The sequence below is a fragment of the Roseibium aestuarii genome (assembly GCF_008477545.1).
In the GTDB taxonomy this organism is placed as follows: domain Bacteria; phylum Pseudomonadota; class Alphaproteobacteria; order Rhizobiales; family Stappiaceae; genus Roseibium; species Roseibium aestuarii.
In genome coordinates this window covers 87,288-100,584 of record NZ_VORA01000005.1, presented here as the reverse complement: position 1 = coordinate 100,584, position 13,297 = coordinate 87,288, and the positions used below count along the sequence as shown (strand labels likewise).

General features: G+C 65.8%; 10 protein-coding genes. 3 read left to right on the top strand and 7 right to left on the bottom strand.

Annotated elements, in window-relative coordinates:
• Nucleotides 1–508 precede the first annotated feature (508 nt).
• The 3 genes from FR728_RS15950 to FR728_RS15940 form a co-directional block, all read right to left on the bottom strand.
• Complete coding sequence (locus tag FR728_RS15950) at nt 509–2,977, bottom strand: Tex family protein (RefSeq protein ID WP_149893736.1); 2,469 nt, start codon at nt 2,975–2,977, stop codon at nt 509–511.
• Nucleotides 2,978–3,111: 134 nt separating this feature from the next.
• Nucleotides 3,112–3,771 carry a TSUP family transporter gene (locus tag FR728_RS15945; RefSeq protein WP_341872940.1) on the bottom strand — a complete coding sequence of 220 codons (660 nt, stop codon included), beginning with the start codon at nt 3,769–3,771 and terminating at the stop codon, nt 3,112–3,114.
• Between the two features lie 243 nt (nt 3,772–4,014).
• Nucleotides 4,015–4,758: an SDR family oxidoreductase gene (locus tag FR728_RS15940; protein ID WP_149893735.1), complete on the bottom strand. Its 744-nt coding sequence runs from the start codon at nt 4,756–4,758 to the stop codon at nt 4,015–4,017.
• Between the two features lie 133 nt (nt 4,759–4,891).
• Here FR728_RS15940 and FR728_RS15935 point away from each other — a divergent pair, with 133 nt between their 5' ends.
• Nucleotides 4,892–5,509 (top strand): TetR family transcriptional regulator, encoded by a 618-nt coding sequence (locus tag FR728_RS15935; protein ID WP_149893734.1) that lies wholly within the window; start codon nt 4,892–4,894, stop codon nt 5,507–5,509.
• Between the two features lie 49 nt (nt 5,510–5,558).
• On the opposite strand, the gene FR728_RS15930 is transcribed toward FR728_RS15935, so the two are convergent.
• Nucleotides 5,559–7,649, bottom strand: a complete 2,091-nt coding sequence (locus FR728_RS15930; protein WP_149893733.1) for a putative bifunctional diguanylate cyclase/phosphodiesterase — start codon at nt 7,647–7,649, stop codon at nt 5,559–5,561.
• A gap of 263 nt (nt 7,650–7,912) precedes the next feature.
• Between FR728_RS15930 and FR728_RS15925 the strand changes: the two genes are divergently transcribed.
• Complete coding sequence (locus FR728_RS15925; protein WP_149893732.1) at nt 7,913–8,479, top strand: fasciclin domain-containing protein; 567 nt, start codon at nt 7,913–7,915, stop codon at nt 8,477–8,479.
• A 191-nt stretch (nt 8,480–8,670) separates the two neighbouring features.
• On the opposite strand, the gene FR728_RS15920 is transcribed toward FR728_RS15925, so the two are convergent.
• From FR728_RS15920 to FR728_RS15910, 3 genes are all read right to left on the bottom strand, one after another.
• Nucleotides 8,671–9,486, bottom strand: a complete 816-nt coding sequence (locus FR728_RS15920; RefSeq protein ID WP_149893731.1) for an anti-sigma factor — start codon at nt 9,484–9,486, stop codon at nt 8,671–8,673.
• 74 nt (nt 9,487–9,560) lie between these two features.
• Nucleotides 9,561–10,115: a sigma-70 family RNA polymerase sigma factor gene (locus tag FR728_RS15915; RefSeq protein WP_244304688.1), complete on the bottom strand. Its 555-nt coding sequence runs from the start codon at nt 10,113–10,115 to the stop codon at nt 9,561–9,563.
• 95 nt (nt 10,116–10,210) lie between these two features.
• Nucleotides 10,211–11,335: an ATP-dependent DNA helicase gene (locus FR728_RS15910; RefSeq protein ID WP_149893730.1), complete on the bottom strand. Its 1,125-nt coding sequence runs from the start codon at nt 11,333–11,335 to the stop codon at nt 10,211–10,213.
• Nucleotides 11,336–11,512: 177 nt separating this feature from the next.
• Here FR728_RS15910 and lhpI point away from each other — a divergent pair, with 177 nt between their 5' ends.
• Nucleotides 11,513–13,237 carry a cis-3-hydroxy-L-proline dehydratase gene (gene lhpI / locus FR728_RS15905; protein ID WP_149893729.1) on the top strand — a complete coding sequence of 575 codons (1,725 nt, stop codon included), beginning with the start codon at nt 11,513–11,515 and terminating at the stop codon, nt 13,235–13,237.
• The last annotated feature ends 60 nt before the right edge of the window (nt 13,238–13,297 follow it).

The window sequence follows — 13,297 nt, the reverse complement described above, 5'->3', positions numbered from 1 at the left end:
TCCCGGATCTCCGCTCCCGCTGCGTCCGGGACGGCGGAGCGGTCGCTGCGGAAGCGTTCATTGGCTCTTCCGCGTCCTCAACTCTGTTTTTGGGCCTTCACCCGGAGACGCTGTCCTCTCTGGCAATGTCCCTCCACCGTCATCCCCGGCTCGACCGGGGAGCCTGTGTCCCCATCGGCACGGCGAGACCTAGGGGAATGGGGTGAGGCGGGCGCCTGATCAGGCACCTGAGGCTCCGCAAGCGAGTAGATCCCCGGCTCGACCGGGGATGACGGGTGGTGTGTCTGGCGCTGGCGCGACACCCTGCGGCCGGCAGGGGCCGGGAGAGCCCCCCAATCATAACAGCAACCAGAACGAACACCCCGGACGAGAGCAAGGCCCGAAGATCAGGGGCCAATGAGCTCGCTCGCGCGGGATGACCCGCGCAAGGCTTTATGCTTCCATCACAATCAAGAAAGGCCGGGCATCCGTGATGCCCGGCCTTCGTGTTGTGTCGGTTCGAAGAGGTTTACTTCTTGCCCCGGTTCATGGCTGCGGCGAGGGCAGCCGCCATGGCGCTGTTGCCGCCGCCCGAGCTGTCGCCACCGGACCGGTTGCCGCCATCGCGCCCGCCTCCATCGCGCCCGCCCCCACGCGGACCATTGCCGCCAGGGCCCCGGCCATTGCCGGGACCACGTCCTCCCGGGCCGCGATCATCGCGGCGGGTCTCGGCGGCGCGTTCCCGCTGGCCCTGATAGTCGACGGCCGATTTCATGGTCATGGAGATGCGCTTGCGCTTCACGTCCACTTCCAGAACCGTCACCTTCACGATGTCGCCGGCCTTCACCACCTTGTGCGGATCGTCGACGAACTTGTCGGACAGCTGCGACACGTGCACCAGCCCGTCCTGATGCACGCCCACATCCACGAAGGCGCCGAAATTGGTCACGTTGGTGACCGTGCCTTCCAGCTTCATACCGGGCTTCAGGTCGGAAATCTCTTCCACCCCGTCCTGCAGGGCGGCGGTCTTGAACTCGGGGCGCGGATCCCGGCCGGGCTTTTCCAGCTCCTTGAAGATGTCCTTCACCGTCGGCAGGCCGAAGGTCTCGTCGGTGAATTCCTTCGGGTCCAGCGCATTGAGCACGGAGGCCTCACCCATGATCTGGCGCAGGTCGCGGCCACAGGCCTTCACGATGCGCTTGGCCACCGGATAGGCCTCCGGGTGCACGGAGGAGGCATCGAGCGGCTCGTCCCCGTCGGCGATGCGCAGGAAGCCGGCGCAGAGCTCGAAGGCCTTGGCGCCCAGACGCGGCACGTCCTTGAGCTGACGGCGGTTGGTGAAGCGGCCGATGCTTTCCCGGTGTTCCACCACGGCGCGCGCCAGACTGTCCGACAAGCCGGAGATCCGCGACAGCAGCGCCTGGGACGCCGTGTTGAGATCGACGCCCACCGCGTTCACCGCATCTTCCACGACCGCATCCAGAGCACGGGCCAGCTTCGTCTGGTTGACGTCATGCTGATACTGGCCGACGCCGATGGACTTGGGCTCGATCTTCACCAGCTCCGCCAGCGGATCCTGCAGGCGCCGGGCGATGGAGGCCGCCCCGCGTAAGGAAACGTCCACATCCGGCATTTCCTTGGCCGCCAGTTCAGACGCCGAATAGACCGAGGCCCCGGCCTCGTTGACGATCACCTTGATCGGGCGGCTGGCCGGCGGGATCTCGGCCAGCACGTCGGCGGCCAGACGGTCCGTCTCGCGGCTCGCCGTGCCGTTGCCGATGGCGATCAGCCCCACCTTGTGCCGGGCGATCAGCGCCAGCAGCGCCATGCGCGCCCCGGCCACGTCATTGCGCGGCTGGAAGGGATAGACGGTCGCCGTGTCGATCAGCTTGCCCGTCTCGTCCACCACCGCCACCTTGACCCCGGTGCGGATGCCCGGGTCGAGGCCCAGCGTCGCCTTGGAGCCGGCGGGCGCTGCCAGAAGCAGGTCCTTCAGGTTCCTGGCGAACACGTCGATGGCGGCCTCTTCCGCCTTGTCGCGCAAGCCGCCCATCAGGTCCAGTTCCAGATGCAGCGCCAGCTTCACCTTCCAGGCCCAGCGCGCCACATCCATCAGCCACTTGTCGCCCGGCCGCCCCTTGTCGGCGATGCCATAGGTGTCGGCGACCATCTTTTCCGCAGGCTTCACCGGCGAGACGTCATCCGCATCCACGGTCAGGTCGACGGAAATGACCCCTTCGTTGCGGCCGCGGAACAGGGCCAGCGCCCGGTGACTGGGGATCTTCGACAGGGGTTCAGAATAGTCGAAATAATCGGCGAATTTCGCGCCCTTCTCGGCCTGCCCGTCGATGAGCTTCGCCTGAACGACGCCCTTCTCGGCCACATGGGACCGCAGGCGCCCCACAAGCGCGGCGTTTTCCGCAAAGCGTTCCATCAGGATCTGCCGCGCCCCATCGAGGGCTGCCTTCGTGTCCTCGACGCCCTTGTCGGCGGCGATGAAGGCGCCCGCCTCCGCTTCCGGATCCTTCATCGGATCGGACAGAAGCAGATCGGCCAGCGGCTCCAGCCCGGCTTCGCGGGCAATCTGCGCCTTGGTGCGGCGCTTCTTCTTGTAAGGGAGATAGAGATCTTCCAGCACCGCCTTGGTGTCGGCCAGCGCGATGGCCTTGGCCAGCTCGTCCGTCAGCTTGCCCTGTTCATCGATGGACTTGACGATTGCGCCGCGCCGGTCCTCCAGCTCGCGCAGATAGATCAGCCGCTCTTCCAGCTTGCGCAGCTGGGTGTCATCCAGTCCGCCGGTCGCTTCCTTGCGGTAGCGGGCGATGAAGGGAACGGTCGAGCCCTCGTCCAGCAGGGCGACGGTGGCACTCACCTGCGCGGGCTGGCACCCGATCTCGTCGGCAATGCGCCGGGCGATGCGGATGGCCACATCCGTCGGCAAGGCGGAGGCTTTCGTGGCGGAAGAGGTTCCGGAGGCGGCAGACAGGATCTCGGACATGGGGCTGTTTCCATCGGACTATATCGGGTCGCGACGATAGTGCCGCAAGACGAGGCGATAAAGCGTCAAACCTCCGAGATCCACGGGGAAAGCCGAGACACCTCTCCTGAAATTGCCGTTTCGTGCCACGTCGCTCAGAGATAGAGGGTGACGCCCTGATAGACAGCAAGGCCGATGATCAGGCATCCGACAAGCCCGCCAAGCAGACGCCGCGGGACGATGCGAACGATATAGCCGGCGAAGGGCGCGGCCAGAACACCGCCGAGCACAAGCCCGGCAACAGCGGACCCAAGGTGAGCCAGACCCGAGATTTCATCGGTCGCGCCCAAGACCACGCTCAAGATGAAGGTGGCAGAGATCGCCACTGTCACGAAGAACTCGGCCAGGTTCACGGTCCCGACCACGTAGCGCGGCTCGCCGCCTGCCCCGAGCAGGCTGCTGGACACAACCGGCCCCCAGCCGCCACCCCCAACCGCATCGACGAAGCCACCGGTGAGCCCAACGGGCGCGACCAGTCGGCCCGGCAGCGGCCTGGGTTCGGGAAAGCGGAAGACACGTGACAACACCACCAGCCCCATGACACCCAGATAGGCGATCACATAGGGCCGGATCGCTTCACCATCGACCGACACCAGCAGAAACGCGCCCAGCACACCGCCCAGCAGGCCCGCAGGCACCAGCGTCAGCAGCGCCGTGGTCGAAGTCAGCCCATAGGCCATGCCCAGCGCTCCGTCGACCATTTGGGCGAGAAAGCCAATGCCGGTGAAGATCAGAAATTCCCAGATGTCGACCATGACAGAGCTCCAGAGAGGGTGGCTGGAGTCTATGCCTTTTCCCGCAGGTCCCGCAGGGACGTTTCATCTCCGCCATGCAAGGCCGGAGAAATAGATTTTCGAAGATTGTCGATTGCCTGCTCGAATTTGGCGAGTGTCTGAAAGCCGCGTTCCCGGATCCCCCCGGCGCCTCTCGCCGCCCGGGGCGTTCCCTTCCGGAAACGCCCCGAACCAATGCCAGGTCTTCAAGCCTTGAACGGCTCGTCAGGCTGGCAGATAGGCCTGACCGACGGCCTGAGCCGTCGCGGAGGGATCCGCCTGAAACTGGCCATGGAGCTGCGAAGAGGCCACGTCCGGAAAGACCGAGTCCTCTCCCTGTTCGAGGGCGTCGAGGATCGCCTTCACCACCGCCTCCGGCGAGGTCTTGTCCGTATCAAAACCCGCAGCCATGTCCGTGTCCACCGGTCCGGGGTAGACGCCGAGCACCTGCGTCGCCTGACCTGCCAATTGCGCCCGCAGGCCCTGGGTCAGCGAATGAACCGCCGCCTTGGAAGCGCTGTAGGTTCCGAGCACGGGAAAATTCACGTAGGACGCGATCGACCCGAGATTGATGATAGCCCCGCCCCCGTTGGCCTTGAGAACCGGGGCAAAGGCACGCGACAGGCGCAGCGGGCCGATATAGTTCGTCTCCATTTCCTCCCGTGCGCTTTCCACGGCGTCCTCTGCGGTGAAGCTGGAGAACGCAGCGGTTCCCGCATTGTTGATCAGAAGGGAGATATCGCCGGCGCGTGCCACCGCATCGGCCACATCCTGCTCGCGTGTCACATCCAGCGTCAGGGGAACCACCCGGTCGCCGTGGTCGGCCACCAGAGGGGCCAGGCTATGTGTATTGCGGGCCGCCGCATAGACCTTGACCGCACCCCGCGCCAGCAGCCCAGTCACGAAGGCCTTGCCGATCCCCCGGTTAGCGCCAGTGACCAGTGCCGTACTTCCTTTAATTACACCCATGTTCTTGCTCCTCTGGGATGAGTGAAACTATTTAAGTACCGATTGGTATTTTAATAGCGAGCTTGAAACCATCCTTCAAGCGAATAAAATACCGGTAAGTACGAAAACCATCACATTCCCGTCAGGAGACCCCATGCCCAGAGGGCGACCGCGCAAGATCGAACCGGAAGACGCCCTGAAAGCGGCCATGCGCTGCTTCTGGTCCAAGGGCTATGAAGCCACATCCATGTCCGATCTCGTTGCGGCCACCGGCATGGCAAAACCCGGGATCTACGCGAATTTCGGCGACAAGGAGCAGCTCTATCAAAGAGCCCTCGGCCATTATGTGGAGGAGCTGTACCATCCGATTGTAGAAGAGCTCGCCACACCCGGCACGTCCCTGCGCCAGGATCTCAGGCAGGCGCTCGAAAAGATCCTCCACTCCATCAAGGGCAGCGGACTGCCGATGGGCTGCTTTGTGCTGAACAGTACCTTTGAATGCCGGGAGGGAGCACCCGCGATCGGTCAGCGGCTGCAAGAGCTGAACATGGAGCGCAGGGATGCCTTTCTCAGGCGGTTACTGCGGGCGCGGGATGAAGGAGACCTTCCTGCGAGCGCCGATCCGGAGCCTCTGGCGAATTATTTCGCCGGGCAGTCCGCAGCGCTCAGCGTCATGGCCCAGTCCGGCCTTCCGCTGAAAGATCTCGAAGCCATGATCGAGGTCTCGCTTACCGTCCTTCCCGCAGGATCCGGAGAGACAGGCAACCCCTGAGCGCGCCAGCCAGAGACCAGGCGGCCTTTTTCAGCCACGGCTGATCGGGTCACGCCACCCGGCTGGCGGCCAGAAGCTGATAGAAATTATGCGCCGGAACCGGCCGGTGCCAGAGATAGCCCTGACCGTAGTCGCAGTCGAGCTCGCTCAAAAGGGCAGCGGCGGCCGCATCCTCCACGCCCTCGGCCACCGTCTTCAGCCCAAGCCCCTGGGCCATGGCGAGGATGGCCCGCACCAGAATCTGCTTTTCCGGATCCTGCGCCATGTCGCGCACGAAGGACTGGTCGATCTTCAGGCACTTGATCGGGAAGCGAGACAGATAGCTCATGGCGGAATAACCCGTGCCGAAGTCGTCGATGGTGATCATCAGCCCCATCTCCGCCAGGGCCTCCAGCAGCTCGACCGTTTCCTCCAGATCCGCAAGCAGCAGGCTTTCGGTGATCTCCAGTTCCAACCATTGCGCCCGGCAGCCGCTGTCTTCCAACACACGTCGCACGTCGCACAGGAAGCCACCATGCAGCAGCTGCTTGGGCGAGACGTTGACGGCGACGACAAAGCGCGGCCGGCCGGGACCATTGCAACGCACCGCCATGTCGCAGGCCTGCGCCAGCATCTGGTTGCCGATCTGCAGGATCAGCCCCGTTTCCTCCGCCACGGGAATGAAGTCGGCAGGGCTGATCATCCCCTTGTCCGGGTGCATCCAGCGGCACAGGGCTTCCGCCCCCGCAATGCGTCCTGTCTTCAGGTCCCGCTTGGCCTGAAAATACGCATGGAACTGGCCTTCCGCGAGCCCCATCTTCATCATCGCTTCCATGGCAAAGCGATTGTCCACCCGTTCGCTCAGTTCCGGCTTGTAGACGTGAAGCGCGCCGCCGCCCGATGTCTTGGCCTCGTAGAGCGCCATGTCGGCAAAGCGGTAGAGTGCCGCCTCGGACTCCGTGTCCCCGGGGCCATAGGCCATGCCGCAGCTGGCCAGCAGCTGGAACGTCCGCCCCTCGATGGTCATCGGCGTACTCACGTTACGCAAGCAGGCCCGCACGAAAGCCTCCGTCTCCGCTCCGCCCGGCTGATCGGTCAGGATGACGAAGAACTCGTCGCCACTCAGGCGACCGACGGAATGGCTGTCACCCACGGCGCTCTCCAGCCGTCTGGCGAATTCCATCAGAACCATGTCGCCCGCCAGATGCCCGAGGCTGTCGTTGACGGTCTTGAACCGGTCCAGATCGAAGATCAGCAGGGCACATTGCCGGCCATCATCCAGCGCCCTGTCGATGGCCGCCCGCAGCAGCTCCACAAAGCGCGCCCGGTTGGCCAGCCCCGTCAGGCTGTCCGTGTAGGCCAGCATGCTCAGCTGGGCGCGCAGCTCGTGGCGCTGGCGCTCATGTTCCTGGAAGGTCTGCATGGCCTGGGCCATGCGGCCGAGCTCGTCCCGCCGGGTCTGGCCCTGAATGGTGAACTCCACATTGCCGCGGGCGAGCTGGCGCATGTTGGCAGTCAGCTGGCTGAGCGGCCGGGTCATGTTCTGGATGATCGCATGGGCGACCAGCATCACCACGGAGCCACTGAGGGTCAGGTAGAAGACGAACTTGATCAGGCTGTTCCAGTAGGCCGCCTCCACGTCGTCCAGATAGACAGCCGAGCCGATCACCCATCCCCAGGGGGCATAATGCTGCGACCAGGACGCCTTGGGAACGCCCCGGGTGACGACCCCGTTCAGCTCGCGCGCGCCCTTGTAGTAAGTGACCCCGCCACCGGCCAGCGCCAGACGGATCATGGACTTGGTCTGGGCAGACTCCCAGGCGCTCGATCCTTCGGCAAAGAGCTGGCTGCTGACGACGCGAATGCCCTGCTCGGTAAAGACGAAGACCCGCGCCCCATTGTCGAAGACCATGGAACGGATCGCATCCCGGGCGCGGATCTGGGCCTCTTCAAGCGTGAGGCTTCCCTCCTCCGCCTTCATCCGGTTGACTTCGGCAATCGACCAGGCACTCTCCACCTGGGCCCGCACCTTGTCCAGATGGCCCTGTTTCAGGGTGTCATTGAGAACGTTGACCCCATAGATCCCCACTCCCAGCAGGAACGTCAGGACGATCCAGATCGGCAGATAGATCTTCAGTTTGACCGGCAGGTCATCGAGCATGGATCAGTCGTTTTGGTCTTGGGTCATGCGGGCACGTTCCTCATCGGCACATTGCCGGAGGGGACTTAACGTAAGGTTGCACGACTCATCAGGGAAACTGCGTAGGGGGCGTAATAGCCTCTGCAAAATTTTTATGCCCCCGCTGAAACTTTCCCCGAACCCCTCCCGTAACTGCCCGTGATTGCCCCGGACCGCACCGGACGGCGGCATCTGTCCACCGGCCCTTATGGCCCGGGCATCATCGAACCCAAGAGGAGAAGACCATGACCATTTCCGTGAAGTCCATCGTTCGCGCCACCGTCGCCGCCTCCGCGCTGACCCTGGCCGCCGCTGCCTATGCCGAAACGACCAAGGAAGTGGGCGGCGCGCCCATGTATCCCTCCAAGAACATCGTCGAGAACGCCGTGAACTCGGCCGACCACACCACCCTGGTCGCCGCCGTGAAGGCCGCAGGCCTTGTCGACACCCTCGCCGGCGAAGGCCCCTTCACCGTCTTCGCGCCGACCAATGACGCCTTCGCCGCCCTGCCCGCCGGCACGGTCGAAACCCTGCTGAAGCCGGAAAACAAGGACCAGCTCACCGAGATCCTGACCTGCCACGTGGTGGCGGCCGACGTGATGTCCGAAGCCCTGGTGAAGATGATTGCCGATGACGGCGGCGCCCACCCGGTCAAGACCGTCGGCGGCTGCACCTTCACCGCCAAGCTGATGGATGGCAAGGTCGTGATCGAGGACGGCAAGGGCCAGACCGCGACCGTCACCATCGCCGACGTGGACCAGTCCAACGGCGTCATTCATGTCATCGACACGGTTCTTCTCCCGGCGTCCTGAGGCCGCTGACCCGCTCCCGCCGGCCTCCCGCTGAGGCCGGCCTCGGGCGCGCGGCTCTCCGCCCCCCAACCGCGCGCCCGCCCCACACCCCGACATGACAATAGCCCCGCCGGATCGCTCCGGCGGGGCTTTCTTGTGAGAATGGACTGTCGTCTCGGCCCTTACGCCAACGGCCCCAATTCCAAAGACCCTCACTCCACCGGAATGAGCTTGCCGGAATAGACCAGCGGTCCCGTGGGACCTGGCACCGGCGACCCGCCGAGGGGCTCGAGGGTGATGGCGATCAGCGGATTGGCGCCGGTCAGAACCTCGCCGGACCGGGCCACCAGCCGGGTCACGTCCAGACCCGCCTCGACGATGCCGAGCGACAGGGGCTGCGGCTGGCCATCCTCGATGTACCAGACCTCCAGGCTCTTGTCGGGCGGGGTCTCGGCCGCAACGCTGCGCACCTCCACCACCCCGGCCACCGGATCCACATTCACCAGCAGGGCCGGCAGGTCGCCGTCCCGGTTGACGACGGCCACATAGCGCTGTGGTGCTGGCGCGGAAATTCCGAGCCGTTCCAGCAGGAACGGCGGCGGTGCGCTGGCCACGAGCGCGGCAAGACAGGCCGCCAGCGCCCCGGCGGACACGGTGGCCCGCCGCCAGAACCGGGCGCGCCGCTGCCAGGCTTCGAGGGAAATCAGTCTTGCGGTCTCGCCCATCCCGGCACCGTCCCCGGAGCTGCGCCCGGAGCTCCGGTTTGAAACCCCTTGCGGCCCCAGGGCGTCCAGCGTGTTCACATGGGCCTCGATCCGGCGCCAGATCTCGTCGGGCACAGGCTCGGGCGGCACCGCCTCGTCCAGCGGCAGAAACCGTTCGCGCCAGTCATTGACCTGCTTGCGGAAGGCGGCGTCGGTGAGCATCAGGCGCTCGGCCCGGGCCTGCTCCTCCGCCGTCAGGGTTCCCAGAACATATTCTCCGGCCAGAGCCTCGCGGTCCTGGCCGCGGATTTCTGCATCGCTCATGCGCGCTGTCCATTCGTCATCCGTCCGGGGAGCCTCGCCCTGTGGAAGGGTCGGGGCCTCTCCCCTCGCCGCCCCTAGAGGCCGCGTTCCATGCAGGCCTTCAGCCGCTGCAAGCCGCGCCGCAGCCAGGTCTTCACCGTCGCCTCCGGACGCCCGGTCGCCTGCCCCAGCTCCGCCCGGGAATATCCGTCGCAATAGGCCAGGATGACACAGCGGCGCTGCACGTCATCCAGTTCCTTCAGGCAGCCGCGCAGGGTCTGCCGGTCCGCCGGGTCCAGCCGCGAGACCAGAGGATCGGCGATCTGTTCCAGCGCGTCTTCATCCTCCACCACCAGACGGGACGGCGCCCGGCGGCGCAGCGCGTCGATGGCGGTGTTGCGGGCGACAGCCACCAGCCAGGTCACCGGCCGGCTCTGGCCCGCGTCATAGGTCCCCGCATTCTGCCAGACCTTGATGTAGGTCTCCTGCAAGGCGTCGCTCGCCAGATCCCTGTCCTTGAGGATACGCAGGATGATGCCGAAAAGTTTCGCGCTCGTCGCGCTGTAGAGAGACTTGAACGCATGCCGGTCCTGCGCCGCCACCTGGCGCAGCAATCCGCCGAGATCGGCAAGTTCCATCGTGTGGGACAAGGGCCTATCCTCCCGCTGCCGCCGCCGTCCCGGAAGGGTCTTCCGGTCGCGGCGATCACAAGTACGGGTTGATACGCACCGTCTCCCCAGGCGGATCAGCGCACCACGGTGATGCGCTCCGCCGCGCGGGTCACGGCGGTATAGAGCCAGCGCTCGCGATGTTCGCGGAAGGCATAGCTCTCGTCGAAGAGCACGATGTCGTTCCACTGCGAGCCCTGGGACTTGTGCACGGTCAGCGCATAGCCATAGTCGAACTCGTCCGCCTTGCGCCGGATGGCATAGGGGATCTGTTCCGCCCCGTCCTCGAACATGGCCGGCAGCACCTTCACCTTCACCAGCGTCTTGGCGCCCAGATCCTCTTCCGGCACCACGTCGAAGCGCAGGGTGTTGCCGCGCGGCTGGCGCAGGCGCTTCACCGACCACAGCCCGCCGTTCAGCAGGCCCTTGGTCTTGTCGTTGCGCAGGCAGACCAGCTTGTCGCCCACCGCCGGCATGGGCGTGGTGAAGCCCTTCAGCTCGCGGATCCGGCCGTTGTAGAGCCGCCGCGTGCGGTTGGTGCCCACCAGCACCTGATCGCTCGACAGGATCTGGTCCTTGTCGATCTCGTTGCGGCGGATCACCTTGCTCTCGCCATAGGTGCCATAGGTCAGGCTGCCGCCCTCGCGAATGTCCATGGAAAGCCGGACGATCGGATTGTCCTGGGCCTGGCGGTGCACTTCCGTCAGCATCACGTCGGGCTCGGCTTCGGTGAAATAGCCGCCGCCCTTCACCGGCGGCAGCTGTGCCGGATCGCCCAGCACCAGCACCGGCGTGCCGAAGGACAGGAGATCGCGCCCCAGCTCTTCATCCACCATGGAACATTCGTCGATGATGATGAGCTTGGCCGTCGCCGCATCGCTGTCGCGCTTGATGGCGAACTGCGGGCCGCTGTCATCCTCGTCGTCGTCCAGATCTTCCTCTTCCTTGGCCGAGCGCGGACGATAGATCAGGGAATGGATGGTGCCGGCATTCTCGCAGCCCTTCTGCCGCAGCACATGGGCCGCCTTGCCGGTAAACGCGCCGAAACACACGTCCCCGTCGATGCCTTCGGCCAGATGGCGGGCGAGCGTCGTCTTGCCCGTGCCCGCATAACCGAACAGCCGGAAGACCTGCTTGTCCCCCCGCTTGAACCAGGCGGAAACGTCCGAAAGCGCCTTGTCCTGTTCCGGCGACCAGCTCATGCAATGATTCCCGTTTCGTTCTATTCCCCGGCTTCATACCGGGTTTTGCCGCCCGAGGCTACGCCTGCGGGCAAGAGCTTGCACCGCCCCTTGCAGCATTTCCCATCTGATCGCGCAAAATGTCTGGCAGGCGCGCACCGTGACGCTAAGATCCGGCAACGACGCGGAGACATGGTCATGGCCCTGAAGATCCTGCCCGGCACGGCTGCGGGCGACATCCTTGCCTGCGAGCAGGGCCTGAGCTTCTGGGGCGGGGTGGATCCCGGCACCGGGCGGGTGATCGATGCGCATCACCCCCTGCACGGCCAGTGCCTGACCGGGCGGATCCTCATGCTGCCCACCTCGCGCGGATCCTGCACCGGCTCCGGCGTTCTGCTGCAGCTCCTGCGCGCCGGGCTCGGCCCCGCCGCCCTGATTTTCCGCGAGCCGGAAGACGTGCTCACCCTCGGCGCGCTGGTCGGGCGGCATGTCTTCGGCCTCACCCTGCCCGTCCTGCGCCTCGACGCATCCAGCTTTGATCGTCTGGCCCGCGCCACCCGCGCCGAAATCGGCGAGACCATGCTCCGGGCCGATGGCCATGAAACCACGGCTCTCGACCTCCCGCTTGTTCCGCTCGACGCAACGCGGCTCCAGCTTTCCCCCGCGGACGAGGCGCGGCTAGCCGGAGAGAGCGGGGAGGCCGCCGCCCTCGCCCAGCGCATCCTGCGCGACATGGCCCTCATCCAGGGCGCCGAGACGCTTCTGGACATCACCCGCGTCCACATCGACGGCTGCCTTCTGGCCAGCGAAGCCCTGCTCGACGTGGCCGAGGTCTTCGCTGGTCTGGGCGCCAGGGTCACCGTGCCCACCACCATGAATTCCATTTCCGTCGATCACGACAACTGGCGCAGTCAGGGCACGCCGGAAGACTTCGGCCGCAAGGCCGCCCGCCTTGCCGATGCCTATCTGCGCATGGGCGCAGCCGGCAGCTTCACCTGCGCCCCCTATCTGCTCGAAAGCGTGCCGGAGTTCGGCGAGCCGATCGCCTGGGCGGAATCCAACGCGGTCATCTATGCCAACAGCGTGCTCGGCGCCCGCACGCCCAAGCACCCGGACTTTCTCGATCTCAGCATGGCGCTGACCGGCCGGGCGCCGGCCGCCGGGGTCTATCTGGACGGCAACCGCGCCGCCCGCCGCCTCCTGCGGGTGGAGCTGCCCGCCACGGGTGCAGCCGGGGTGCCCGTGGTCGATGATGCCTTCTGGCCTCTGCTCGGCTATGTGACCGGCCTCAAGGCCCCGGACCGCATCCCCCTGCTCACCGGGCTCGAGCGGCTCGCCCCCTCCGCCGACGACCTCAAGGCGTTGTGTGCGGCCTTCGGCACCACCTCCGCCGCCCCCATGCTGCATGTGGCAGGTCACACGCCCGAGTCCGATCAGATCGATCCGCAAGCCGATAGCGAGGAGATCACCCTCGCGGATCTTCTGGCCGCATGGACCGGCTTCAATCCCGCCGGAGCGCCGGTTCCGGTCGATCTGGTCGCCTTCGGCAGCCCGCATTTCTCGCTGGAAGAATGCCGCAATCTGGCCCGTCTCATGGACGGCCGCACATGTCATCCCGGCATCACCGCGCTTGTCACCCTCGGCCGTGGCACCCTGGCGCAGGCGCAGGCCGAAGGGCTGGTGGAGCGCCTGAGCGCGGCCGGTGTCACCCTGGTGCAGGACCTGTGCTGGTGCTCGATTTCCGAGCCGGTCTTCCCGCCCGCCGCGCGCACCGTCATGACCAATTCCGGCAAATATGCCCATTACGGCCCCGGCCTCTCCGGCCGCGACCTGCGCTTCGGATCCCTTTCCGCCTGCGCCGACGCCGCCGTGACCGGCCAGACCCCGGGCGCCCCGCCCTTCTGGCTTGACCCCGCCCGCTGATCCGCAGATCCGGCGTCAGGTCAAGGACAGGAAGGCGATGCGCCCGAGATCCGTTGACCG